Annotated in this window: 20 protein-coding genes and 1 pseudogene; 13 read left to right on the plus strand and 8 right to left on the minus strand. The window is 72.7% G+C overall.

Translation table 11 applies throughout. The features are described 5' to 3' along the window. Nucleotides 1-33 precede the first annotated feature (33 nt). From KF840_03900 to KF840_03925, 6 genes are all read left to right on the plus strand, one after another. Nucleotides 34-720 (plus strand): ABC transporter permease, encoded by a 687-nt coding sequence (locus tag KF840_03900; protein ID MBX3024035.1) that lies wholly within the window; start codon nucleotides 34-36, stop codon nucleotides 718-720. Further along, complete coding sequence (locus tag KF840_03905; protein MBX3024036.1) at nucleotides 717-1,718, plus strand: ATP-binding cassette domain-containing protein; 1,002 nt, start codon at nucleotides 717-719, stop codon at nucleotides 1,716-1,718. Before KF840_03900 ends, KF840_03905 begins: the two co-directional genes overlap by 4 nt. 134 nt (nucleotides 1,719-1,852) lie before the next feature. After that, entirely contained in the window at nucleotides 1,853-2,383 is a 531-nt protein-coding gene (locus KF840_03910) for a superoxide dismutase family protein (GenBank protein MBX3024037.1), read from the plus strand. A gap of 27 nt (nucleotides 2,384-2,410) precedes the next feature. Then, nucleotides 2,411-3,019: a DsbA family protein gene (locus tag KF840_03915; protein ID MBX3024038.1), complete on the plus strand. Its 609-nt coding sequence runs from the start codon at nucleotides 2,411-2,413 to the stop codon at nucleotides 3,017-3,019. A 101-nt stretch (nucleotides 3,020-3,120) separates the two neighbouring features. Next, nucleotides 3,121-4,050, plus strand: coding sequence for an MBL fold metallo-hydrolase (locus KF840_03920; GenBank protein MBX3024039.1), 930 nt, complete (start codon nucleotides 3,121-3,123; stop codon nucleotides 4,048-4,050). 122 nt (nucleotides 4,051-4,172) lie between these two features. Further along, nucleotides 4,173-5,285: an MFS transporter gene (locus KF840_03925; GenBank protein ID MBX3024040.1), complete on the plus strand. Its 1,113-nt coding sequence runs from the start codon at nucleotides 4,173-4,175 to the stop codon at nucleotides 5,283-5,285. A gap of 20 nt (nucleotides 5,286-5,305) precedes the next feature. Here the strand turns inward: KF840_03925 and KF840_03930 are convergent, their stop codons facing one another. Continuing rightward, complete coding sequence (locus tag KF840_03930) at nucleotides 5,306-6,193, minus strand: RNA polymerase sigma-70 factor (protein ID MBX3024041.1); 888 nt, start codon at nucleotides 6,191-6,193, stop codon at nucleotides 5,306-5,308. Between the two features lie 193 nt (nucleotides 6,194-6,386). On the opposite strand from KF840_03930, the gene KF840_03935 reads away from it, so the two are divergent. The 5 genes from KF840_03935 (at nucleotide 6,387) to KF840_03955 (ending at nucleotide 11,333) form a co-directional block, all read left to right on the plus strand. After that, nucleotides 6,387-6,803, plus strand: a complete 417-nt coding sequence (locus KF840_03935) for a hypothetical protein (protein ID MBX3024042.1) — start codon at nucleotides 6,387-6,389, stop codon at nucleotides 6,801-6,803. A gap of 160 nt (nucleotides 6,804-6,963) precedes the next feature. Continuing rightward, nucleotides 6,964-7,722 (plus strand): ABC transporter ATP-binding protein, encoded by a 759-nt coding sequence (locus KF840_03940; GenBank protein MBX3024043.1) that lies wholly within the window; start codon nucleotides 6,964-6,966, stop codon nucleotides 7,720-7,722. Further along, the gene (locus KF840_03945; protein ID MBX3024044.1) at nucleotides 7,719-8,885 is read left to right on the plus strand and encodes an ABC transporter permease; all 1,167 of its coding nucleotides are present in this window, start codon (nucleotides 7,719-7,721) and stop codon (nucleotides 8,883-8,885) included. Before KF840_03940 ends, KF840_03945 begins: the two co-directional genes overlap by 4 nt. 35 nt (nucleotides 8,886-8,920) lie before the next feature. Continuing rightward, complete coding sequence (locus tag KF840_03950) at nucleotides 8,921-10,099, plus strand: ABC transporter permease (protein ID MBX3024045.1); 1,179 nt, start codon at nucleotides 8,921-8,923, stop codon at nucleotides 10,097-10,099. Nucleotides 10,100-10,139: 40 nt separating this feature from the next. Next, a complete protein-coding gene (locus KF840_03955) occupies nucleotides 10,140-11,333 on the plus strand; it encodes an efflux RND transporter periplasmic adaptor subunit (GenBank protein ID MBX3024046.1) in 1,194 nt (397 codons plus the stop codon). Between the two features lie 27 nt (nucleotides 11,334-11,360). Here KF840_03955 and KF840_03960 read toward each other — a convergent pair whose 3' ends face one another. From KF840_03960 to KF840_03985, 6 genes are all read right to left on the minus strand, one after another. Further along, nucleotides 11,361-13,175 carry a HAMP domain-containing histidine kinase gene (locus KF840_03960; protein MBX3024047.1) on the minus strand — a complete coding sequence of 605 codons (1,815 nt, stop codon included), beginning with the start codon at nucleotides 13,173-13,175 and terminating at the stop codon, nucleotides 11,361-11,363. Between the two features lie 144 nt (nucleotides 13,176-13,319). Then, entirely contained in the window at nucleotides 13,320-14,735 is a 1,416-nt protein-coding gene (locus tag KF840_03965; protein ID MBX3024048.1) for a M20/M25/M40 family metallo-hydrolase, read from the minus strand. A 73-nt stretch (nucleotides 14,736-14,808) separates the two neighbouring features. Then, nucleotides 14,809-16,980, minus strand: a complete 2,172-nt coding sequence (locus tag KF840_03970) for a response regulator (GenBank protein MBX3024049.1) — start codon at nucleotides 16,978-16,980, stop codon at nucleotides 14,809-14,811. Nucleotides 16,981-17,075: 95 nt separating this feature from the next. After that, nucleotides 17,076-18,539: an aldehyde dehydrogenase gene (locus tag KF840_03975; protein ID MBX3024050.1), complete on the minus strand. Its 1,464-nt coding sequence runs from the start codon at nucleotides 18,537-18,539 to the stop codon at nucleotides 17,076-17,078. Between the two features lie 44 nt (nucleotides 18,540-18,583). After that, nucleotides 18,584-19,447: an MOSC domain-containing protein gene (locus KF840_03980; protein MBX3024051.1), complete on the minus strand. Its 864-nt coding sequence runs from the start codon at nucleotides 19,445-19,447 to the stop codon at nucleotides 18,584-18,586. Nucleotides 19,448-19,514: 67 nt separating this feature from the next. Next, nucleotides 19,515-20,147 carry a nitroreductase family protein gene (locus KF840_03985; GenBank protein MBX3024052.1) on the minus strand — a complete coding sequence of 211 codons (633 nt, stop codon included), beginning with the start codon at nucleotides 20,145-20,147 and terminating at the stop codon, nucleotides 19,515-19,517. 434 nt (nucleotides 20,148-20,581) lie between these two features. Between KF840_03985 and KF840_03990 the strand changes: the two genes are divergently transcribed. Further along, nucleotides 20,582-20,860 (plus strand): type II toxin-antitoxin system Phd/YefM family antitoxin, encoded by a 279-nt coding sequence (locus KF840_03990; GenBank protein ID MBX3024053.1) that lies wholly within the window; start codon nucleotides 20,582-20,584, stop codon nucleotides 20,858-20,860. A gap of 9 nt (nucleotides 20,861-20,869) precedes the next feature. Further along, a complete protein-coding gene (locus KF840_03995; protein ID MBX3024054.1) occupies nucleotides 20,870-21,169 on the plus strand; it encodes a type II toxin-antitoxin system RelE/ParE family toxin in 300 nt (99 codons plus the stop codon). 456 nt (nucleotides 21,170-21,625) lie between these two features. On the opposite strand, the pseudogene KF840_04000 reads toward KF840_03995, so the two are convergent. After that, nucleotides 21,626-22,848 (minus strand): annotated as a pseudogene (locus KF840_04000) (IS3 family transposase). Nucleotides 22,849-23,300 lie beyond the last annotated feature (452 nt).

Raw genomic sequence — 23,300 nt, forward strand, 5'->3', positions numbered from 1 at the left:
CGGCGACGCCGGCGCCCTCCACAGGTCGCTGGCATGGGATTCGGCGAGGCGCTGACGACGGCGTTGCACCTGCTGGCGACGCGCGATCCGCACGTCGTCGCCGCGGTCACCGTGTCGCTCCAGGTGGCGCTGCTGGCGACCCTGTTCGCGACCCTGCTCGGCGCGCCGCTCGGCTTCGCCGTCGGCAGCGGACGATTCCGCGGCCGGCGCGTCGTCGAGGTCGCGCTCAACACCGCCACCGCCCTGCCGACCGTGGTGGTGGGCCTGCTCGTCTACGCCCTGCTGTCGCGCCGCGGTCCGCTCGGCGACTGGGGGCTGCTGTACACGCGCAGCGCCATGGTGCTCGGCGAAACCGTGCTGGTCGCGCCGCTGATGGCGGCGCTGACCATGGCGCTGGTCAGCGGCGCCGACCCGCGCATCCACGAGACGGCGCTGACCCTGGGCGCGTCGCGCCTCGGCGCCGCCTGGGCGGTGCTGCGCGAGCTGCGGCGCGGCGCGCTGGCCGCCGTCGCCACCGGCTTCGGCCGCCTGATTTCCGAGCTCGGGGTCGCGCTCATGCTCGGCGGCAACATCGAGAACGCCACCCGCACCATGACGACGGCGATCGCGTTGGAAACCGGCAAGGGCGAGCTCGCGCTGGCGCTGGCCCTCGGCTTCATCCTGCTCGGCGTGGCGCTGCTGGTGAACGCGGGCGCGGCGCTGGTGACCGCGACGCGATGACGCCGCCGCTCTACGCGCTGCGCGCCGTCAGCGTCGAGCGCGACGGGCGCGCCATCCTGGCCCTGCCGGAGTTGGCGATCGCCGCCGGCGCGATCACCGCCGTGGTCGGCCCCAACGGCGCCGGCAAGTCGACCCTGCTCCGGCTGCTCGCCTTTCTCATCGCCCCCACCCGCGGCGCGGTGTTCTTCGCCGGCCAGGCGGTCGGCGCCCGCCCCGCCGCGCTGGCGGCGCTGCGCCGCCGCGTCACCTACGTCGGCGCCTCGCCCTACCTGTTCCACGGCAGCGTCGGCCACAATGTCGCCTTCGGCCTGCGCGCCCGCGGCCGGCGCGATCCCGCCGCGGTGCGGCGGGCGCTCGATGCCGTCGGCGCCGCGGCACTGCTCGAACGCGCCGCGCATACGCTGTCGAGCGGCGAGGCGCAGCGCGTCGCGCTCGCCCGCGCCCTCGCCTGCGCGCCGCAGGTGCTGCTCTTCGACGAGCCCACCGCCACCGTCGACCGCGCCAGCGTGCCGCTGATCGAATCGGCGCTGGCGCGCCTGCCCGCCGCCGGCTGCACCGTGATGCTCGCCACCCACGACGCCGACCAGGCGCGCCGGCTCGCGGCATCGGTGGTCGCGCTCGACGCCGGGCGCCTCGCTCCGACGCCGGTGGTCACCGTGCTGCGCGGCACCGCGGTGCGCGACGGCGAGCGCTGGCTCTTCGATGCCGCCGGGCTGCGGCTCGAATTGCCGGCCGAGGCGCACCCACCGGCGGTGGCGATCGATGCCGACGACCTCATCGTCTCGCTGGCGCCGATCGCCTCCAGCGCGCGCAACCAGTTGCGCGGCCGGGTCACCGCCATCGACGCCGATCCCGGCGGCGTGCTGCTCACCATCGACTGCGGCCAGCCGCTGCGGGCGCGCATCACCGAGCAATCGCGGCGCGCGCTCGGGCTGGCGATCGGCAGCGCGGTGTTCGTCATCTTCAAGGCCCACGCCGTGCACCCGCTGCGCCAGTGACGGCCCGCCGGGCGCGGCGAGCGGCCACCCTGGGGTCGCCCGCGGGCGTCGCGTCCGCGTCCTTGTCCTTCCCGGCGGCTTGGGTAATAAAGCCGGTCGTTCCGGACGGCAGACCTTCGCGAAGGGGGACGATCATGCAGCGCGCAGCACGGTGGACCGTAGTGGCGATCGCCGCAGTGGGACTCGCGGCGCCGGCGATGGGGCAGGAAACCGGGCGTGGCACCTTCATCAACGCCGAGGGCAAGAACGTCGGCACGCTGACCGTGGAGCACATGCCGAGCGGCACGATGTTCCTGCTCAAGCTGCACGACCTGCCTCCGGGGGTGCACGGCATGCACATCCACTCCGTCGGCAAGTGCATGCCGCCGACGTTCGACTCCGCCGGGCCGCACTTCAATCCCGCCGGCCACCAGCACGGCAAGGAGAACCCGAAGGGTCCGCACGCCGGCGATCTCGACAACATCACCATCCCGGCCGACGGCAAGCTCGAGCTCCAGGTCGACCTGCCCGGCGTCGCCCTGCGCGGCGCGGGCGGGCTGCTCGACGAGGACGGCGCGTCGATCGTCATCCACGCCAACCCCGACGACTACAAGACCGATCCCTCGGGGAACTCCGGCGCGCGCATCGCCTGCGCGCCGATCACCCTCGACGAGCGGGAGGAGTGAGCGCCACGCGACGGGGGCGGCCCCGCCGTGCTGCGCCTGATCGCGTATTCCGATTACCTGTGTCCGTGGTGTTTCAACGCCGCCGCGCGGCTGCGGCGGCTGGAGGACGAGCTCGCGGGCGGGCTCGCCGTCACCTGGCGCAGCTTCCTGCTGCGGCCGCAGCCGGACCCGCGGCGCACCCTGGAGAAGTTCCGCGCCTACACGCAGTCGTGGCTGCGCGCCGCCGCTGACCCCGACGGCGGCACCTTCTCGGTCTGGCGCACCGACGCCGGCCCGCCGTCGCACAGCATCCCGCCGCACCTGATCGCCAAAGCGGCGGCGCGGCTCGGCGATGAAGCCTTCGCCCGCGTGCACGAGGCGCTGCTGCGCGCCTACTTCACCGACAACCGCGACATCACCGACGCCGCGACCCTGCGCGCCATCTGGAACGAATGCGCGCTGCCCGCGGCGGCCTTCGACGCCAGCGCCGACCCGGCCCTGCTGCGCCAGGTGCTCGCCGAGCACGAGGAGGCGATCGAGCGCGGGATCACCGGCGTGCCCGCCGTCTGCGTCGACGGCACCGATCTGATGGTGATCGGCGCCCAGCCCCTGGAGACCTATCGCCGCTGGGTCCACCGCCTGCTGGCGGCGCGCTGACTCCGGTCGCTGCTCGCCGAGGGCAGGCGCGCCGCCGCGCGTTGCCCTCCGCCACCCGCCCTCGGTGGTTTGTGAGCGGCGGCCCGTGCTATCCGGCCGACATGCGGCTGCACGAGATCGCGACGGATGTCTACGCCTGCCTGCAGCCGGATCGCGGCCTGGGCTGGAGCAATTCGGGGTTGATCAATCGCGGCGGCGGGGTGGTGGTCGACACCTTCTGGGACCTGCCGCGCACGCGGGCGATGATGGCGCAGTACGCGCGCGTCTGGGCGGCGCCGGCGCGGCGGGTGGTGAACACCCACCACAACGGCGATCACTGCTGGGGCAACCAGCTCTTCCCCGGCGCCGAGATCATCGGCCATCGCCTGTGCGCGGCGAGCTTCGGCAAGGAACAGCCGCGCACGATGCAGATGCTGAAGGCGCAGGCGGGGTCCGCCGACCCGGCGCTGGCGGCGCTGGCGCGCGAGCTCGACGCCTACGACTTCACCGGCATCGAGCTGACGCCGCCGACGACGGTGTTCGACGACCGGCTCGACCTCGACCTCGACGGCCTGCGCGTCGAGCTGCTCTACGTCGGCCCGGCCCACACCGCCGGCGACGCCATCGTCCACCTGCCGGCGCAGCGCGTCGTCTTCACCGGCGACGTCCTGTTCCGCCTCTGCACGCCGATCGGCTGGGAGGGGACCTTCGCCAGGTGGACGGCGGCGCTCGATCGCATCATCGCCCTCGATCCGGCGGTGATCGTCCCCGGCCACGGTCCGCTCTGCGGCGTCGAGGGACCGCGCGAGATGAAGGCCTACCTCGAGTACGTGCGCGGCGAGGCGGCCCGCTGCTTCCACGACGGCCTGAGCGTCGAACAGGCGGCGCGGCGCATCGACCTCGGCCCCTATGCCGGCTGGACCGAACCGCAGCGCATCCTGTTCAACGTCGCCCGCGCCTACCGCGAGCTGCGCGGCGAGCCCTACGACGCCCCGATCGACGCCGGCGCCATGCTGCGGGCGATGTTCGCCCTGCGCCAGGAGCGCGCCTGACCTGGACGCGCCGCTCGCTGCCGCTGTCGGCCTACTGGTTCCTCTATTTCACCGGGCTCGGCATCTTCTATCCGTTCTACTCGCTCTATCTGCGTGACAACGCCGGACTGAGCGGCACCGAGGTGGGCAGCATCCTGGCCGCCGTGCCGCTGGTCGGCATGGTCGCCCAACCGCTGTGGGGCCAGCTCGCCGATCGCAGCGGCGCGCGCAGCGCCGTCCTCGCCCTGCTCACCCTCCTGTCGGCGCTCGGCTACCTGGCGCTGACCTGGCTGCACGGCTTCACCGCGCTGCTGCTGGGCACGGCGCTGCTGGCGGCGGCGGCGACCGCGGTGGTGCCGGTGTCGCTCTCGGTGACGTTCGGCGCCCTCCACGGCCGCGGCCCGCACGCCTTCGGCCTGGTGCGCGTCTGGGGCACCGTCGGCTACCTGCTGGCGGTGGCGCTGTTCCCATGGGCCCTGCGCCACCTGGCGCCGCCGGCCGGCGGCGCCGTCGAACCGGCACTGGCGGCGATGTTCCCGGCGACCGCCGCGTTCACCCTCGCCGCCGCCGCGGTGTGGCCGTGGCTGCCGCGGCGCAGCCCGGCCATCCACCGCGCCGGACGCGGCGAGTGGCGCGTCCTGCTGCGCTCCGCGCCGCTGCGCCGGCTGCTCGCCTACGCGTTCGCCGGCTACCTCTTCCTGCAGGGACCGATGTCCCTGTTCCCGCTCTTCGTGCGCGACCGCGGCGGCGACCTGATGACGGTGGGCCACATGTGGATCGTCATGCTGCTGCTCGAGATCCCGCTCGTCGCCCTCTCCGGCACCGGGCTGCGCCGGCTGGGAGCGCGCGGCCTGCTCGCCGCCGGCGTGCTCGCCGGCGGCGCGCGCTGGCTGGTGTGCGCGTCGAGCCGCGACCTGGCGGTGCTCTATCCCGTCCAGTTGCTGCACGGCGTGGTGGTCGCCGGCCTGCTGCTCGGCGCGCCGCTCTATCTGGAATTGATCGTCCCCGAGCGCCTGCGCGCCACCGGTCAGGGCCTGCTGGCGACCGTGGGCGTCGGCCTCGGCGGCATCCTCTCCAATGCCGCCTGCGGCTGGCTGATCGATCACATCGGAATCGACGCGACGTACGCGATCGGCGGCGTGGGCGGCCTGCTGTTGGGGGCCGCGGTGACCTGGATTCTGCCCCGGCCGGAGGGGCGCCCGGCGCCGGTCGACGCGCGCGCCGCGGCGGCGCCGGCGCCGTCGGCCGACCGCTGAAGCCCCGGGACGGTCCGACGCTACGCGTGCCCCGGCGCCCGGTCGAGGTGCCGGAGCTTGTCGCGATTGGTGATCGAGAAGAGCGCCTGGATGCGCCCGGCGGCGATGCCGAGCGCCAGCACGCCCTGCGCGCGGCCCTCCTGGAATCTGACGAACCCGGGCAGGCCGTTGATCGTCGCGGGGCGGACCTCGCCCCCCGCCGGACCGACTGTGCGCAGGACGTTGATCAACACCCGGGCGATGGGCGTCGCGCCGTGAAGCGGCCGCCGCAGCGCTCCCGGCTTGTCGCCGGCGTCGAGCACCAGCACTGCGTCGTCCGACAGGCTCGCGACCAGAGCCTCGAGATCGCCGTCTCGCACCGCCGTGGCGAAGCGGGCCACCAGCCGCTCCGCGTCGGCGCGCCCCGCGTCGTAGCGCGGCCGGCGCTGGTCGATGCGCTTGCGAGCGCGGACGAGGATCTGCCGGCAATTGGCCTCCGACTTGTCGACGATGCGCGCGATGTCGGCGAACTCGCAGTCGAAGCCCTCGCGCAGGATGAAGACCGCGCGTTCCATCGGGCTGAGGGTTTCCAGCACGACGAGGAAGGCGAGCGACAACGAGTCCGCCAACTGCGAGACCGTCGCCGGATCGCCGGCCGGCTCGTCCACCAGCGGCTCGGGCAACCAGGACCCGACGTAGGACTCGCGCGCGACCCGTGCCTGCTGGAGGTGGTTGATGCACAGGCGCGTGACCACCGTCGTCAGCCAGGCGCGCGGAGAGCGGATGGGTTCGTCCGTCGCCTGCTGCCAGCGGAGATAGCTCTCCTGCACGATGTCCTGGGCGTCGGTCACCGACCCCAGCATGCGATAGGCGATGCCGAAGAGCAGACCGCGGTGCTCCTCGAAGCGCGCGAGCGTCGGGTCGATCATCGTGGCAGTCCGCCGCCTCCCATGGATTCGGCAGTATAGACCGATCCGGGGACCCGGTTGTGACAGGAAGGCGGACATCCGCCCGCCACCGACGCCGGCGCCCCGCCTGTCACGGAACAGCCGCCAGGGCGGTCATTGATCGCGACTCCGCCACGCCGACGACGGCCGGCTGGCCCCGGAAGTCACGAGAGCGATGGACCCATCTCCGTATTCCACCCTGGTTTTCCTGCACGTGCTCGCCGCCATTCTCGGCCTGGGCCCGCTCACCACCCTCGCCGTCGCGTCGTCCTGGCCGGCGCCCTCCATGCCGGCCGAACGCTTCGCGCAACTCCTCCGCGTCGTCGGCGTAAGCCTCGGGGCGATGCTCGCCACCGGCGTCCTGCTCGTCCAGCAGACGAACGGCGCCCTCGGCAGGACGGGGTGGGTGCGCGCGTCCCTGGCCCTGTTCATCCTTCTCGCCGTGCTGCACCACATCGTCCGACGGCGCGCGCGACGGCGCCAGGGCGGCTCGCCGCCCGCCGCATTGCCCCCAGGGCTGCGGCCGCTGCTGTGGGCGATGTGCGCGCTCGTCGCGGCCATCACCTATCTGATGACGGCGAAGCCCTTTTGAGCGCGCTGGGGTGGATGGCACGCGATGGAGGACAGCGACGAAGACCGAGGGACGACGATCAACACCGGCGGCGCGGACCGCGCCGGCGGCGCCCATCCCCGTTTTTCTTTGCGTCCAACTGTGGTCATTAGTGTTCTCCGTGTCGCCCGAGCCGCCCGCCGTGTCCGCTGAAGCGCTGATCGAGATCCGCTCCGTATCGCGCCTCTATCGGCGCGGGGTCGACGAGGTGCACGCGCTCGATCGGGTCTCGCTGACCATTCCCGCCGGCCGCTTCGTCGCCTTCATGGGCCCGTCGGGATCGGGCAAGTCGACCCTGCTCAACCTGGTGTCCGGGATCGACCGGCCGAGCGACGGCGAGGTGATCGTCGCCGGCGAGCGGCTCAACGACCTCACCGAGGACGAGCTGGCGCACTGGCGCGCCCGCCACGTCGGGCTGATCTTCCAGTTCTTCAACCTGATGCCGGTGCTGACGGCGCGCGACAACGTGGCGCTGCCGCTGCTGCTGACCCACCTGGACAAGCGCGAGCGGCTGCAGCGCGCCGAGACGGCGCTGCGCGTCGTCGGCCTCGCCGAGCGCATGGACCACTATCCGCGCACGCTCTCCGGCGGCGAGCAGCAGCGCGTCGCCATCGCCCGCGCCGTGGTCACCGACCCGGACCTGATCGTCGCCGACGAGCCCACCGGCGACCTCGACGCGCGCAACGCCGAGGAGATCCTCACCCTGCTGCGGCAGCTCAAGCACGAGTTCGGCAAGACGATCGTCATGGTCACCCACGACCCGCGCGCCCTGCGCTTCGTCGACGACGCGCTGCACCTCGACAAGGGCATCCTGCTCGAGGGCGAAGCGGCGGCACGAGCCGGCGAGGCGATCCGGCTCGCCGCCGGCGGCGGGCTGCTCGGCGAGGGACGGCGGCGATGAAATGGCTTGGCCTGGTGCGCGCCAACCTCGGCCGCAACGCGCTGCGCACCGCGCTCACCGGCGCCGCCATCACCCTCGCGGTGGCGTTGGTGTGCATGCTGCTCACCATGCCCGAGGGGCTGAATTCGCTGCTCGACAACCTGACCAACAACACCCGCATCTCGGTGCACAACAAGGCCGGCGTCGTCTACGCGATGCCGTACGCGTTCACCCGCAAGGTGCGGCAGGTGGACGGCGTCGCCGCCGCCGCGGCGATGACCTGGTTCGGCGGCGCCTACGAGGAGGCGGGACGGGTCACCTTCCCGAACTTCGCCGTCGAGGCCGATCAGGTCGGCGCCGTCTACCCCGACTACGGCATCCGGCCCGAGCAGCTCGCCGACTTCCAGCGCTACCGCGACGGCGCCATCGTCGGCCGCCAGACGATGCGCAAGTACAACTGGAAGATCGGTGACCGCGTCACGCTGCGCTCGACGGTCTGGCCGGTCACCCTCGACCTGCGCATCGTCGGCGAGGTTCCCAACGAACGGGCGCCGATGCTGTGGCTCAACCGCGAGTACCTCGACCAGGCGCTGAAGGCGCAGGGCCGCCCTGGGCTCGGCATCGCCGGCGTCATCTGGGTGCGCGCCGAGAGCCCCGAGCGGGTGAACGCGATCATGCGCACGGTCGACGAGCTGTCGCGCAACAGCGAGGCGGAGACGGCGAGCGAGACCGAGAAGAGCTTCTTCGCCAACTTCTTCGGCAGCCTGCAGGGCTTCGTCACCATCGTCCTCATCGTCACCGGCCTGGTGGCGCTGTGCATCGTCTTCATCGCCGCCAACACCGCCTCGATGGCGGTGCGCGAGCGCGCCGGCGAGCTGGCGGTGATGAAGGCCATCGGCTTCACCCGCGGCATCATCTTCGGCACCCTGCTCGCCGAGGCCGTCGTGCTCTCCACGGTCGCCGGGCTGCTCGGCGTCGCCCTCACCATGGGGCTGACCGGCCTGCTGCGCGCCTTCGCCGGCTGGAACGAGACCCTCGGCCCGCTCGGCAGCTTCATCGTCACCGGCCCGGTGATCGTGCAGGGGGTCTTCCTCTCCCTCTTCGTCGGCATGCTCTCCGGCGTCGTCCCCTCCTGGGGGGCGGCCCGCAAGCCGGTGGTGCAGACGCTGCACGAGGTGTTCTGACGACTGGTCACCGGTCGCGGTCGCGCCGTCGCCCCATGAGCCTCCCCCCGTCCTACGCCATCCGGAACGTCACCGCGCGGCCCGCCCGCAGCCTGATGACGGCCGGCGTGATCGCGCTCGTGGTGGTGGCGTGCACGCTCTTCCTCGGCCTGATCTCGAGCCTGCGGCGGACGCTGGTCTCGAGCGGCGAGCCGCTCAACCTGGTGGTGATGCGCAAGGGCTCCGACAACGACGGCTCGAGCCAGCTCACGCTCGAGGCCTATCAGGCGATCAAGTACCTCGACGGCATCGCGCGCGACGCCGACGATCAGCCGCTGGTCTCTCCCGAGCTGGTGGTGCAGCCGTTCTTCCGCACCCGCGACGGCGGGCGCGAGAACGTCCTGGTGCGCGGCGTCGAGCCGGTGGCGCTGCAGGTGCACCGCGAGGTGCGGATCGCCGAGGGGCGCATGTTCAACCCCAGCTCGGCGGAGGCGGTGGTCGGCAGGGGCGTCATGGGACGCTACGAAGGCGCCGCCCTCGGCGACGAGCTGCAGTTCGGACGCGGCCGCTGGAAGGTGGTCGGCGTGCTCGACTCCGGCGGCTCGTCGTTCGAGAGCGAGGTGTGGGTCGACGTGCGCGAGCTGGCCAACGACGCCAAGCGGCCGTTCCCCTATTCCGGCATCCGCCTCACCGCCGCCAGTCCGGACGCGATGGCGGCGCTCGAGCGGCGCATCGACGACGATCCGCGCTACGCCATCGAGGCGCAGAGCGAGACCGCCTACTACGCCAAGCAGGCGGAGTCGGCGAACGCCCTCTACGTGCTGGTCGTCGGCATCGCCGTGCTGGCCGGCATCGGCGCCGGCTTCGGCGCCGCCAACACCATGTACGCCGCCGTGCAGGCGCGCACCGCCGAGATCGGCACCCTGCGCGCGCTCGGTTTCAGCCGCGGCGCCATCCTGTGGTCGTTCCAGCTCGAGGCGGTGGCGCTGGCGGTGCTCGGCTTCCTGCTCGGCGCCGCGGTCGCGGTGCTGCTGACCAAGGCGATCGCGGCGCTGGTCGGCGGCGTCGCCTTCGGCGCCCGCACCTTCACCACCAACGTGGTCACCCTCGCCGTCGCCCCCGGCGACCTCGCCGCGGCGCTCGTCCTCTCCCTCCTGATCGGTCTCGCCGGCGGCCTGGGCCCGGCGTGGCGCGCGGCGCGGCTGCGGCCGATCGAGGCGCTGCGCAAGGCGTGACGGGCGGCGCCCGCGCGCGTGGTGTGATAGCAACCGGGCGATGACGAGCGAGCGCGAAGACCAGTTGCGTGCCGACCTGCAGTCCCTGCGCATCGAGCGCGCGCCCGCGCGGCGCGCCGGGGCGCGGCGACAGCGGCGGCGCTGGCCGTTGCCGGTGCTCGCCGTCGCCGTGCTGGCGGCGGCCGCCGCCCTCGTCGTCGCCCGCGTCCGTCCGCTGCCGGTGACCGTCGCGGTGGCGGAGCGCTCGACCGCCGGCGCCACCGGGCCGGCGCCGCTGCTCTCCGGCTCCGGCTACGTGGTCACCGGCGACCGCTACGTCTCCATCGGCGTCCGCGTGCCCGGCCGCATCGATCACTATTTCGTCGAGGAAGGGCAGAGCGTGCGCAAGGGCGACCCGCTGGTGCAGCTCGACGACCGCGACTACCGGGCCGCGGTGGCGGCGATCCAGGCGCGCCAGGCCTCGGCGCGCGCCGATCTCGCCCTCGCCGACGCCGACCTGCAGCGCGGCCGCGCCCTGCGCGCCCAGGGGGTGATCTCGCAGCAGGAGCTCGACGTGCTGGTGAACCGCGCCGCCGTGACGCGGGCCCAGATCGGGCAGCTCGACGCCGAGCTCAACCAGGCGACGGTGAACCTCGACTACACGACCCTGCGCGCGCCGGCCGACGGCGTCATCCTCGCCAAGCTGAAGGAGGTCGGCGAGATCGCCGTGCCGGGCGGGTTCGCCGGCTCCGGCGACCTCATCCGCATGGCCAATCTCACCGACATGCGCGCCGAGGTCGACGTCAACGAGGCCGATCTGGCGCGGGTGCAGATCGGCCAGCCGGCGCAGGTGACGCCGGACGCCTACCCGGACGCGAAGTACGACGCGCGGGTGGTGAAGCTCTACCCGCAGGTCGACCGCCAGAAGGGAACGCTCAAGGTCGAGGTCCACATCCTCCACCCCGACGCGAAGCTGCTGCCCGACATGAGCGCCCGCATCACCTTCCTGCAGCCGCCGCAGAGCGTGCGGACCGACGAGGCGGTGGTGCTGGTGCCGGCGAGCGCGCTCCACCGCACGACGGCGGGCGACACCGCGGTGTGGGTGGTGCGCGACGGCCGGGTGACCAGCCGCGTCGTCGAGCCGCGCGGCGACGTCGGCAGCCAGGTGCGCATCGGCAGCGGCCTCGAAGGCGGCGAGACCGTGGTCGTCGGCGACGTCGCGCTGACGGAAGGCCAACGCGTCGTCGCGCAATAGCGCCGTCGCGCGCGCGCTCCGGACGGCTCACGCCGCCTGGAACGCCCGGGCGCCGCCCGGCAGACGGATGCGAAAGGTCGAGCCGCGGCCGACCTCGCTCTCCAGCTCGATCGTGCCGCCGAGCGCCGCCACCAGGCGCTGGACGATGAACAGCCCGAGGCCGACGCCGCCAAAGCGCGCGCCGATGCTCGCGTCGGCCTGGCGAAAGGGCTCGAAGACCGCCTCCTGCACCTCCTTGGCGATGCCGATGCCGGTGTCGCTGACGACGAGCTCCACGCCCCCGGCGTCCTGCCCGACGCGCACCGACACCCGACCGGCGGCGGTGAACTTCAACGCGTTGCCGACCAGGTTGACCAGGATGATGCGCAGCTTCGCCGCGTCGGTGACCAGCGGGCCGACGTCCGCGGCGACCTCGAAGGTGCACGTCACGCCGGCCCGGGCGCGCAGATCGCGGGTGCGCGCCTCCACCTCGGCCAGCACCGCCGCGAGGTCGACGGGCGCCAGGTCGAGCGGGATGCGCCCGCTCTCCAGGCGACTGACGTCGAGGGTCGCGTTGATCAGCTCGAGAAGCTGCACGGCGTTGTCGTGCATGCGCTGCAGGGTCGCCGCCTGCCCGTCCTGCAGCGGCCCCATGGCCCCCTCGAGCAGCAGCGAACCGTAGCCGATGATGACGTTCAGCGGCGTGCGCAGCTCGTGCGACATCGTCGCCATGAATTCCGACTTGAGATTGTTGGCGCGCCGCAACTCGTCGTGCAGGCGCGCGTTCTCCAGCGCCATCGAGGCGAGTTGGGCGACGCCGCGGGCGATGCGCAGCGCGCGCTCCCCCGGCTCCGGCGCGTCGCGGTAGGCGATGAGGAGCACCCCGGCCGTCTCGGCGGCGCGGCGCAGCGTGATCCACATGAGGCCGCGAAGCTCCGCCGCGAGCAGGCGATACGGCATCGCCAGCTCGGCGGCGGGGATCCACAGGGCGCCGTCGCGATCGGCGGCGGCGCGGTGGACCTCGACCGAGTCCGCGGGCACGCTGATCAGCCGCACCGCCTCCTCCCAGCCCTCCTCGCGATCGCCGGAGCGACAGGTCGGCTGATAGACGGCGCGCGCCGGGTCGAGCAGCCAGACCTGGGCGCTGTCGGCGCCGAGGGCGTCCTGGGCGAGCCCGCACAGGCGCTGCAGCAGGTCGGCGCGGTTGAGGCCGGCGATGAGCCCCTCGCCCACCTTCGCCAGCGCCGCGGCGACGCCGGCGTTCTCCTCGAGCTCGCGCTCGCGCGCCAGGCGCCGGCGCTGCTCGACCCGCGTCAGGTGGCGCTGCCGCTGCAGCTCGCGCGCGATGAACACCGTCCCGAGGTTGATCACCACCAACGCCACCAGCTCGCGCGAGCGGTCGTGCAGCGCGCCGTACAGCACGAGGACCTCGAGCGCGAACATGGCGCTGTTCCACAGCGCCACCACGACCTGCGGCCGCGCCCCCCAGGGCACGAAGACCGCCGTGCCGGCGGCCAGCGACACGAGCACGATCAGCGACGTCGCCGTGTGCCCGGTCGCGATCGCGATCGCGGCGCTGCCGAGCCCGCACCACAGCTCGGCAGCGACCGCGATCACGACCACGGACTCGAAGCGGCGGGTCCGCGCCAGCACGGCCAGCGCCACGACCACCCCGAGCGCGGTGAGCAACTGCAGCGCCGTGACGGCGGGATTCTCCCCCGGCCGCTCGATCAGCTCGCCGGCCGCCAGGACCGCCAGGCCCGCCAGCACGAAGCGCCCGGCGGCGCGCACGCGTTGGTAGAGCAGGCTCTCCCGCAACGGATCGGCCGCGCGGTCGATGCCAGCGGTCAGCCAGCGCACCATGCGCCAGAGTCTACTATGCGTCGCGCGGGGCGACAGCGGAAATCCGCGTCGCGTGGCGATGTAACCATTGCGATACACCGGCGCCGCGGAGCGCCAGGCATCGGTGGCCGCGGCCGCTCCAGCGTCGCGACCACGCGCGCCGGGTCAGCGGGCGTGATCGGCGAGGATCGCGGCGACGCAGGCGGTCAGGCGGGCCCCGGTCTCGAGGTGCAGGAACTCGTTCGGGCCGTGCGCGTTCGAGCGCGGGCCGAGGACGCCGGTGATGACGAACTGCGCCGCGGGGAAGCGCTCGCCGAGCATGGCCATGAACGGGATGGTGCCGCCCTCGCCCTGGAAGCAGGCCTCGCGGCCGAAGCAGTCGCGCGAGGCGCGCGCCACCGACTCGGCGAGCCACGGCGCCAGCGGCGGCGCGTTCCAGCCGCTGGTGCCCTGCTCGGCCTCGAACGCGACCTCGGCGCCATACGGCGGATCGGCGGTGAGAAGGGCGCGCAGCGCGGCGGTGGCGGCGCGCGCGTCGAGGGTCGGCGGCAGGCGCAGCGAGAGCTTGAGCGTCGTCCATGGACGCAGCACGTTGCCGGCGCTCGCCAGCGCCGGCAGGCCGGCGGCGCCGGTGATCTCGAGCTGCGGCCGCCAGGTGCGATTGAGGAGCAGCTCGGTGACGTCCTCGCTGAGCGGCCGGGTCGTGCCGGCGAACGGGAAGCCGCCGGCGACCGCCGGACCCAGCACCGCCGCCGCGGCGGCCGCCTGCTGGCGGCGCTCGGCCGGAATCTCGACGTGCAGCGCCGCCGGCAGGATGGCGCCGCTGCCGGCGTCCTCGAGACGGCCGAGCAGCGCGCGCAGGATGCGGAAGGTCGAAGGCACGATGCCGCTGGCGGCGCCCGAGTGCACGCCTTCCTGCAGCGCGCGCGCGCTGAGGGTGCCGCCGACCAGACCGCGCAGCGAGGTGGTGATCCACAGCCGCTCGTAGTCGCCGCAGCCGGAGTCGAGGCAGATCACCAGGCTCGGCGTGCCGATGCGATCGGCCAGGGCTTCGACGTACGCCGGCAGGTCGTACGAGCCGCTCTCCTCGCACGCCTCGATCAGCACCACGCAGCGGGCGTGCGGCAGGCGATGACGGCGCAGCGCCTGCAGCGCCGCGACGCAGGCGAACGCGGCGTAGCCGTCGTCGGCGCCGCCGCGGCCGTAGAGCCGGCCGTCGCGGATCACCGGCGTCCATGGCCCGAGGCCGTCCGCCCACCCCTCCATCGGCGGCTGCTTGTCGAGATGGCCGTAGAGTAGCACGGTGTCGGCCGCCGGCCCGGCGCCCGCCGCGCCGAGCTCCATCCACACCACCGGCGTCCGCCCCTCCAACCGCACCACCTCGACCTGCAGGCCGTCCACCCGCTGGGCGCGCGTCCAGTCGACGATCAGTTGCACGGCGCGCTCCATGTGGCCGTGCGTCTGCCACTGCGGGTCGAACGCCGGCGACTGGTTGGGAATCGCGATGTAGCGCTCGAGCGCCGGCACGATGCTGCGGCGCCAGGCGTCGTCGATCTCGGAGCGGAGCGCGGCGGTATCCATGCGGCCATCGACCCTGGCACGAATTCCACGGCCGGCAAAGGCCGCCAGGGGAGGCGCGAGCGCCCGCGGGACGTCAGATCAGCTCGGCGCTGGCCGGGGCGAGCCCGACGTGGCGGGCGAGGACGGCGCGCAGCAACGCCGGCCGGAGCGGCTTGGCGACCCAGCCGTCGAAGCGGCGGCAGTCGTCGGCCGACATCGACTCCTCCGGGTTGGTCGCGGTGAAGGCGACGATCGGCGTCGCCGCGTTGAGCCCGTCGGGCATCTCGCGGATGCGCGCCGCGGCGTCGATGCCGTTCAGCTCCGGCATGAAGATGTCCATCAGGATGAGGTCGAAGCGCCGGCTGGCGGCGCAGGCGACGGCGGCGACGCCGTTCTCCGCCGTCTCCACGTCGCACCCCCAGTCGGCGAGCATGCGGACGGCGAGCTGGCGGTTGACGACGTTGTCGTCGACCACCAGCACCGTGTGCCCGGCGAGATCGCCGCGCGGCCGCTCCGCCGCGGGGCGGATCGCGTCCGCGATCGGCAGCGTCAGGCTGAAGCGGAAGGTGGCGCCGTGCCCGGGTTGGCTGTCGACCGTGATCACCGCCCCCATCAGGCCCGCCAGGCGTTGCGCGATGGTGAGGCCGAGACCGCTGCCGCCGTAGCGGCGCGTCGTGTCCGCGTCGGCCTGCATGAACACCTCGAAGATCGCCTGCTGCTTGTCGGCCGGGATGCCGATGCCGGTGTCGGTGACCCGAAACGTCAGGCGCGCCTGCTGGCCGTCGACGGGCGCGGCATCGACGGCGACGGTGACGCCGCCGGCGGGCGTGAACTTGATCGCGTTCGAGATCAGGTTGGTCAGGATCTGCGCCAGCCGCAGCGGATCGCCCACCACCCGCGGCAGGTCGGCGGCGAGCTCGGCGTGCAGCGACAGATCGGCCGCCGCCGCCTGCGGCCGGAAGGTGCGCAGCAGCATCTCGACCAGGGCCCGGGGGTCGAGCTCGCGCCGCTCGAGCTCGATCTTGCCGGCCTCGATGCGATTGAAGTCGAGCACGTCGTTCACCTGCGTCAGCAGCGCCTCGGCGGCGAAGCGCAGGGCGTGCAGGGACTCCTGCTGATCGGCGCGCGGCTGCTCGTCGAGCAGGATGTCGGCGTAGCCGATCACGGCGTTGAGCGGCGTTCGCAGCTCGTGGCTCATCACCGACAGGAAGTCCGTCTTGGCGCGCGCCGAGCGCGTCGCCAGATCGCGCGCCTCGCGCAGCGCCTGTTCCGACTGCCGCCGCATCTCGATCTCGCTCAGCAGCGCCTCGCGCTGATCGAGAAAGCTGCGGATCAGGCGCGCCATGGTGCCGAGCTCGTGGCGGGCGTCGAGGTAGCGGCGCACCGGTCCGATGTCGTGGCGGTCGAGGCTCTCGGCCAGCCGCTGCAGCGGATTGCGCACCCAGACGATGACGAACACGGCCAGCAGCAACAGGTTGGCGCTGGCGAACAGCAGATAGAGGTGGTTCGAGGCGGCGAGCGCCTGGTTGAGGACGGGCAGGCCGAGGTTCTCGCGCCGCGCCTCCAGCATCGCCACCGGCGCGTGGTCGGCGTCGCGCAGTCCGGCAAAGAGCTCGATGCTGCTGGTGGCGACGTCGACGCGGTTGAGCGGCACCGCGCCCTCCACCGGCGCCAGCCGCACCTGGGCGCCGGTGGCGGCGGCGAGACGCTGCAGGTAGGCGGCATCGAGCGGGCGCGCCGCCACCAGCCAGCCGCGCGGGACGGTCCGCCGCGCGCTGTCCTCGCTCGGCTGGATCGGGGCGGAGAAGTACTCCATCACCGTCCCGTCCGGCAGGCGGCGATAGAAGCGCGCGAAGGGATCGCGCGCGGTCGCGCGCCGCACCTGTTCGATGTCCGGCCGGCGCGACGCCCCCTCGTCGTCGGCGCGGATGGCGTACACCTCGCGCAGCGTCGGATCGAAAACCCAGGCGTCGCGGATGCCGAACACCGGGAAGGCCTCGGCGAGGTTCTCCTTCGCCCAGCCGGGATCGGGGTGGCGGACGAAGCGGACCATCTCGTCCCAGAACGTGTTGTCGAAGACCGCGCGCTCGATCGGCGCCCGTTCCATCCCGAGCACCGTGTCGAAGTGGCCGGCCGCCTCGGCCAACTGGGTGTCGAGCACGCCCTCGCTGACCCGCTCGCCGGCGCGCCGCATGCCGCTGACCGCCAGGGCGTAGAAGGCGATCGAGACGAGCAGGAACAGCAGCAGGCGGGTATGGATCCGCATCGTCGCGCCGTGTGCGGACCCCTGTCCGCGCGGCGCTCAGGCTAGCAGCCAGCGAGCGGCGGAGGGAGGGGGAATTTCAGCACCTGGCGCCCCGGTCAGTACGATGGGCGCGGTTCGTACCCCATCGGCAGGTTGATGCTCTTGGGCTCGAGGTAGGCGCCGAGGCCCTCGGGGCCGAGCTCGCGGCCGATGCCGGAGCACTTGAAGCCGCCGAACGGAGCGCCGAACTCCATCATGAAGTTGTTGACGGTGTAGGTGCCGGTGCGGACGCGGCGGGCGACGTCGAGACCGCGGTCGACGTCGGCGGTCCAGACGGTGCCGGAGAGGCCGTAGTCGGACTCGTTGGCGATGCGCAGCGCGTCGGCCTCGTCCGCGTACGGGATCAGGGCGATGACCGGGCCGAAGATCTCCTCGCGGGCGATGCGCATGCGGTTGTCGACGTCGACGAACAGCGTCGGCTCGACGTACCAACCGCGCGACGGCGACGCCGGGCGGCCGCCGCCGACGGCGACGCGGGCGCCCTCGGCGCGGCCGCTGGCGATGTAGCCCTCGACCCGCTCGCGCTGGCGGGCGGAGACCAGCGGCCCGCACATCGTCGCCATGTCGGCGGGATCGCCGACCGTCACCGCGCCGAGCGCCGCCGCCAGCGCCTCCGCCACCTCCCGGTAGCGCCGGCGCGAAGCGAGGACGCGCGTCTGGGCGACGCAGGCCTGGCCGTTGTTCATGATCATGGCCGGCAGCAGGCCGGCGACGGTGCCGTCGAGATCGGCGTCGTCGAGGATGATCGCCGCCGACTTGCCGCCCAGCTCCAGCGTCACCCGCTTGAGCTGCTCGCCGCACACGGCGGCGATGTGGCGGCCGGCGGCGGTGCTGCCGGTGAAGCTCACCTTGTCGATGCCGGCGTGGCGCACCAGGTAGTCGCCGACCTCGCGGCCGGCGGGCAGGATGTTGACCACGCCGGGCGGGATCTCCGCCTCGACCAGCGCCTCGGCGAGCAGGACGGCGTCGAGCGGCGTCTCCGGCGCCGGCTTCAGCACCACCGTGCAACCGGCCGCCAGCGCCGGACCGAGCTTCAGCATCGCCGTGAACAGCGGCACGTTCCACGGGGTGATCGCCGCCACCACGCCGACCGGTTCGCGCCGCACCAGCGTCGGGCCGATCATCCCCTGGCGCACGTCCTCGAAGGCGAACTCGCCCGCCAGGCGCGCGAAGTAGTCGAGCACCAGGGTGGCGGCCATCACCTGGCCCATGGTGGAGAAGGAGATCGGCGAGCCCATCTCGGCGGTGATCACCTGCGCCAGCCGCTCGCTGCGCGCCTGCAGCGCCGCCAGCAGGCGGCGCATCGCCGCGCCGCGCGCGGCGGCCGGCGTGCGCGGCCACGGCCCGTGGTCGAACGCCGCGTGGGCGGCGGCGACGGCGCGGTCGACGTCGGCCTCGCGCGCCTCGGCGACCCTGGCGATCACCGCCTCGGTGTGCGGCGAGACGACGTCGATGGTCGACGCCGTCGCCGGCGTCACCCAGGCGCCGTCGATGAACAGCTCGGTGTGCGTCTCGATCATGGGTTCCTCGGCGGATGGCCCACGGCGGGCCGCGCGTTCGCGGGTCAGATCAGCTCGACCGGATCGCCGACGGCGACCGCGCCCGCCTGCGCCACCGCGGCGTACACGCCGAGGTTCTGGTTGGCGTCGCGGACGATGGTGCGCAGCACCGACGGATCCTTCGGCAGCTCGGCCACCGCCTGGGTGGTCATGCTGCAGCGCATCGCCGGGATGGTGACGGCGACGGTCGCGCCGCCGATCCGCAGGGTGTGGCCCACCCAGTCGTTCTCGACCAGGCCGCTGGCGCCGTCCGCGGCCTCGAGCAGCAGGTTGGGGCGGAAGCGGCGGCGGTCGAAGCGCGCGCCGGGCGTGCGCGCCGCCAGGTGCGCCAGCGAGGCGGTGGTGAGGAGATGCAGCGGCGCCAGATCGAAATAGGTGCCGAGCGGCGAGGTGTACTCGAACAGCTCGGGCGGCATGACCGACAGATCGGGCAGCGGCTCGTCCGGCAGGCGGCCGAAGATCTGCCGCAGCTCGCTGTCGAGGTCGGGGGTGTCCGGCAGGCCGCGGCGGTAGTGGTCGGCGCGCTCGGCCGGCTGGCGCGGCCACAGGGTCAGGCGCCGCCCGGTGAGCGCCGAGAGGCGCGCCGCCGCGTCGGCGTCGCCGCTGTGCACGACCGCGCCGTCGGGCAGCGTCATCGTCACCGGCGGCACGCTCGCCGCGGTCGGCTCGGCGTCGTAGCGCGCGGCGCACTGCATCAGCACCGGCATCTTCTTGGCGCCGCGGATCTCGCCCGCATCCTCGTCGCGCAGCGCCCAGCCGCGGTCGCCGGCGATGCCCTGCGGCCCCACCGCCGCCCGCGGCAGGGGCTCGCCGGCCATCGATTTCACCGGATAGCGCCACACCTCGAGCACGCGCGCGACGATCGCCATGGGGCGAACGAATACCACCACGGCGTGAAGGGAGGAACACCGCGGCCCCGGTGGCCTCCGCGGCGCGTCAGCTCAGGAACGCCCGGTTGCCGTAGCGATCGAGCGACACCACCTCGCCCACCGGCCGTCGCCGCGTCGGCCCGTAGCGCCCCTTCGGCCAGCCGAGCGGAATCACCGCGCAGGGCGCGACGCTGGACGGCAGCCCGAGCGCCCGCCGCGCCAGGAAGCGGCTCCACAGCGGCAGCGTGATCAGCGCCGCGCCGAGGCCGGCGGCGCGCGCCGCCAGCAGCAGGTTCTGCACCGAGGGGAAGATCGAGCCGTAGAGACTCGCCGTCGCCGCCGGCGGCCAGATCGGAATCCGCGCCTTCAGACAGGCGACCACGATCACCGGGATCTCCTCGAAATGATCCGCCTGCCACTGCACCGCATCGAGGATCTTCCCCATCGCCACGTCGCCGCGGCGCGCCACCAACCGCCGCCCCAACCCGCCGTACAGATTCCACGCCTGCCGATTGTACTTCGCCAGCTTCGCCTTCACCGCCGCATCGCGCACGACGATGAACTCCCAGTTCTGCGCGTTCGACCCCGTCGGCGCCTTGAGGGCGAGCTCGATGAGCTTCAGCACCAGCGCGTCGTCGACGGGATCGGGCTTCAGGCGGCGGATGGCGCGCTGGGTTGAGATCGCCTCTTCCAGGGGCATGTCGAGCTTGATCGCTTCTGGCATGGCTGGATCAGACCACAGGTGCGCGATCGTAGCCAGGATTCCGCCCCGCTCGCTTGTCGTCGACCCCGAGCCTCCGGGTCTCCCCTGAGTGTCGGTTGGGTGCGACATCGATCGCAACCTGCCGCTCGCCAGACGCTGGATGGCCGCCGGTCCGTACTCCCGCCCGGTCGAGGGCTTCACCGAACTGATCGCCTCGACCTCACCGTCGAGTCCCTCGTCCTGCAGCCCGAGTGGCACGGCTGCTTCGCTGACGCCGACCCGCCACGCCACCCGCACCCGTCTGCTCGACGGCGGCATGCAGCGCCACCGATCTGCCGTGAGACCGTCTCGCGCCATCGCTGGGCGACGGAACACGTTGACCTGATCGGATGATTGTCGCTAGTCTGAATTCAGCCCAACAGAGGTTCCGAATGCGCATCCTTCCGCTTGCCGAAGCGAAGGCGAAGCTCAGTCAGCTCGTCGCCGAGATCGAATCGACCGACGGCGAGGTCACCATCACCCGGAACGGCAGGGCCGTCGCCGTCCTGGTGAGCCACGAGGATTTCGAGCGCTGGAAGGAGACGGCGGAGATCATGGCGGATCCCGAGTTCCTCGCCGAAATCCGCAAAGGCATGCAGGAGATCCGCAAGCGTCGTGCGCGGCGCTTCGACGCCGCGGCACTGGACAAGCTGTTCCGCGCCAGCCGCTAGGAGTCCGTGATGCGCGCACGGCTGATCGGTCTGCCGGATCACGTGCAGGCCACGATCCGCGCGCTGCATCCCGAGCTCAGGCGCCAGGTGCGTGCCGCCCTCGACCAACTGCAGGCCCTGCCGGAGGCCGGCAAGGAGCTCAAAGGCGACCTCGCCGGGTGGCGCAGCCTCCGCGTCGGACGGCTGCGGATCGTCTATCGCGCAACCCGGGCCACGCTCGATGTCGCCGCGATCGGTCCGCGATCCTCGATCTACCTCGAGGCCGCCCGCCTCACGCGCACCCGGCGCCGGCGCCTCGGTCCCCGCTGAAGACCCACCCGAACGGGCACGTAGTTCCCCCTCCCGATTCGTGCGGCGGAACACGCTGTGGTCGTCGATGATTGCGAACGCGACGTCACGGAACACCCCGGCGACCCCCGGCGCCGCCAGCGCGACGCGGAACAGCTCGGCGGCGTGCCTGGTTCGCGCGCTTGTAGATCGTCAGCATCGCCTGATCGGAGCGCTTGGTGCGGTCGAAGACCATCTCAGGGACATGCGGAAGAGAAGCGCGATGCAGTGGAATCCGGAAGGCACCTCGGGCACCGGCACGCTCTCCGAATTCTCGCCCGGGAAGGGAAGATCGCTAACCTGCGACCCGGCACGACGGAGCCATCGCCGCCTGAGGCAAGCCGGCCGGATGCCGCGCCGGGCGGGTCGGGAAGGCTATTGGATGCAGCCCCTGTAATGCCCCAGGGCCGCTGGACACGTGAGATTGTGTAATCAAGCTCATGCTGCGGTAGCAAGTGGCTGCTCGGTGAGGTCAGCGAGGACCTGGTCGGGGGTTCGGTAGCGGTGACGCTGGAGCAGCCACTGAGAGTTGTACGTGGCTTGGAAGTCAACGAGCGCCGCGCGGAGTTCCTCGATCGTCTCGAAGTGACGGACCCAGAGGAGATTCTCCTTGAGGGTGCGAAAGAAGCGCTCGGCGCAGCCGTTGCCCTCGGGCTCGCGCACGAAGGCCGGCGAGCTCTCGATCCCCAGGAACGTGATCTCGTTCTGGAAGTCGTCGGCCATGTAGTTCGAGCCGTGGTCGTGACGCAGCGTGAGGCCGCTGGCGCAGCCCTCGGCGAACTCGCCGAAGTGCCTCGCGACGCCCTGTCGGATCGGCTCGAGCGCCTCGAACCGATCCTGGCGCTTGGCGGCATGAATGCCGACGATCTGGCTGGTGCAGTGGTCGATGGCGATGAAGACCGCGGCCTGCCCATCGCGGATCGTCGGCGTGGTGGTCATGTCGGTGCCCCACATCACATTCGGCGCCGCGGTGGTGATGACGCCGTCATGGAGCCTGGCCTCGGTCGGCACCAGCGGGCGACACGGCGCCTGGAGGCCGTACTCGCGCATCAGCCGCCGCGTGCGCTCCTTCGAGGTTCGAATGCCGCCGTAGCGCAGGCGTGCCCAGATCTTGCGGTAGCCTTCGCCGGTGAAGGGAGACCCCTCGATGGCCTGGCGGATGTGCGCCACCAGCTCCAGGTCCGGGCACGACCCCTGCGGTCCGCGACGGCCCGGCGGGGGCGCATCCGGACGGTGTCGCAGCCGACGGGCGTAGATCGCCGAGCGCGACCGTCGCCATACCCTGCACACCCGCGCGAGCCCGTAGTGGCGATTCGCGGAGGGCGACACCGTCGAGCTCATCGCCTCGACCTCCGCATCGCTAAAGGGTGGCGGCCCTCCAGGAGATCGACCTTCTGGTTCAACAGCTCGATCTCCATCGTCAGCTCGCCGATCTTCGCCTGAAGCCGCTGGCGCTCGCCGTCCTCGGCCGCATCCATCGCACGGCTCTTCAACCCCTGCGTCCCGCGGTCCATGAAGGCCTCCCGCCACGTCGACAGCCGCGCGGCCGTCACGCCCAGCTCGCGCGACATCTTCTCCAAGCTCTCCCCGCGCAGCAGGCGCAGCACCGCCTCCCGTTTGCGCTGCGCCGAGAACCGCCCCCGGTCCCCGCCGGCCGCCACGCCCGCCGCTCCGGTCGCCCTACGGGCTCCCTCCGCGCCGGGCGTGCCTCCTCCCTTGCTCTGCCCCATCTTCCACACACTCCTTCCTGCGAGACTCGTCCTATCCTCGCTGTCGAGCGTCCAGAGAAACTCTGGGGCGGGGGAATTGGATGCAGCCCCAGTGTGGCGGCGCGCAGAGGCTGTACAGTGGGTTACAGCAGAGCTCGCCGAGGGGGCAGAGCACCGATCCGCACGGCTCGCGCCCGTCGGGTGGCGGTTCGCAGTCATCGCGCATCGCGGCATTGACCGCGGCGATCAGGCAGGCGATGGCGACGCGGTCACCGCCGTCGCAGGCGATCGAGGGGCACGCGGCCAGCGGCGCTTCGCCCGCGGCCACTCTCACCGCCGCGATCAGCTCCGCGATTCGCACCCGCCCATCGCCGTCGCAGTCGCCGATGCAAACGGGAAGGGAG

This window comes from bacterium (genome assembly GCA_019637795.1).
Classification (GTDB): Bacteria; Desulfobacterota; Binatia; order HRBIN30; family CADEER01; genus JAHBUY01.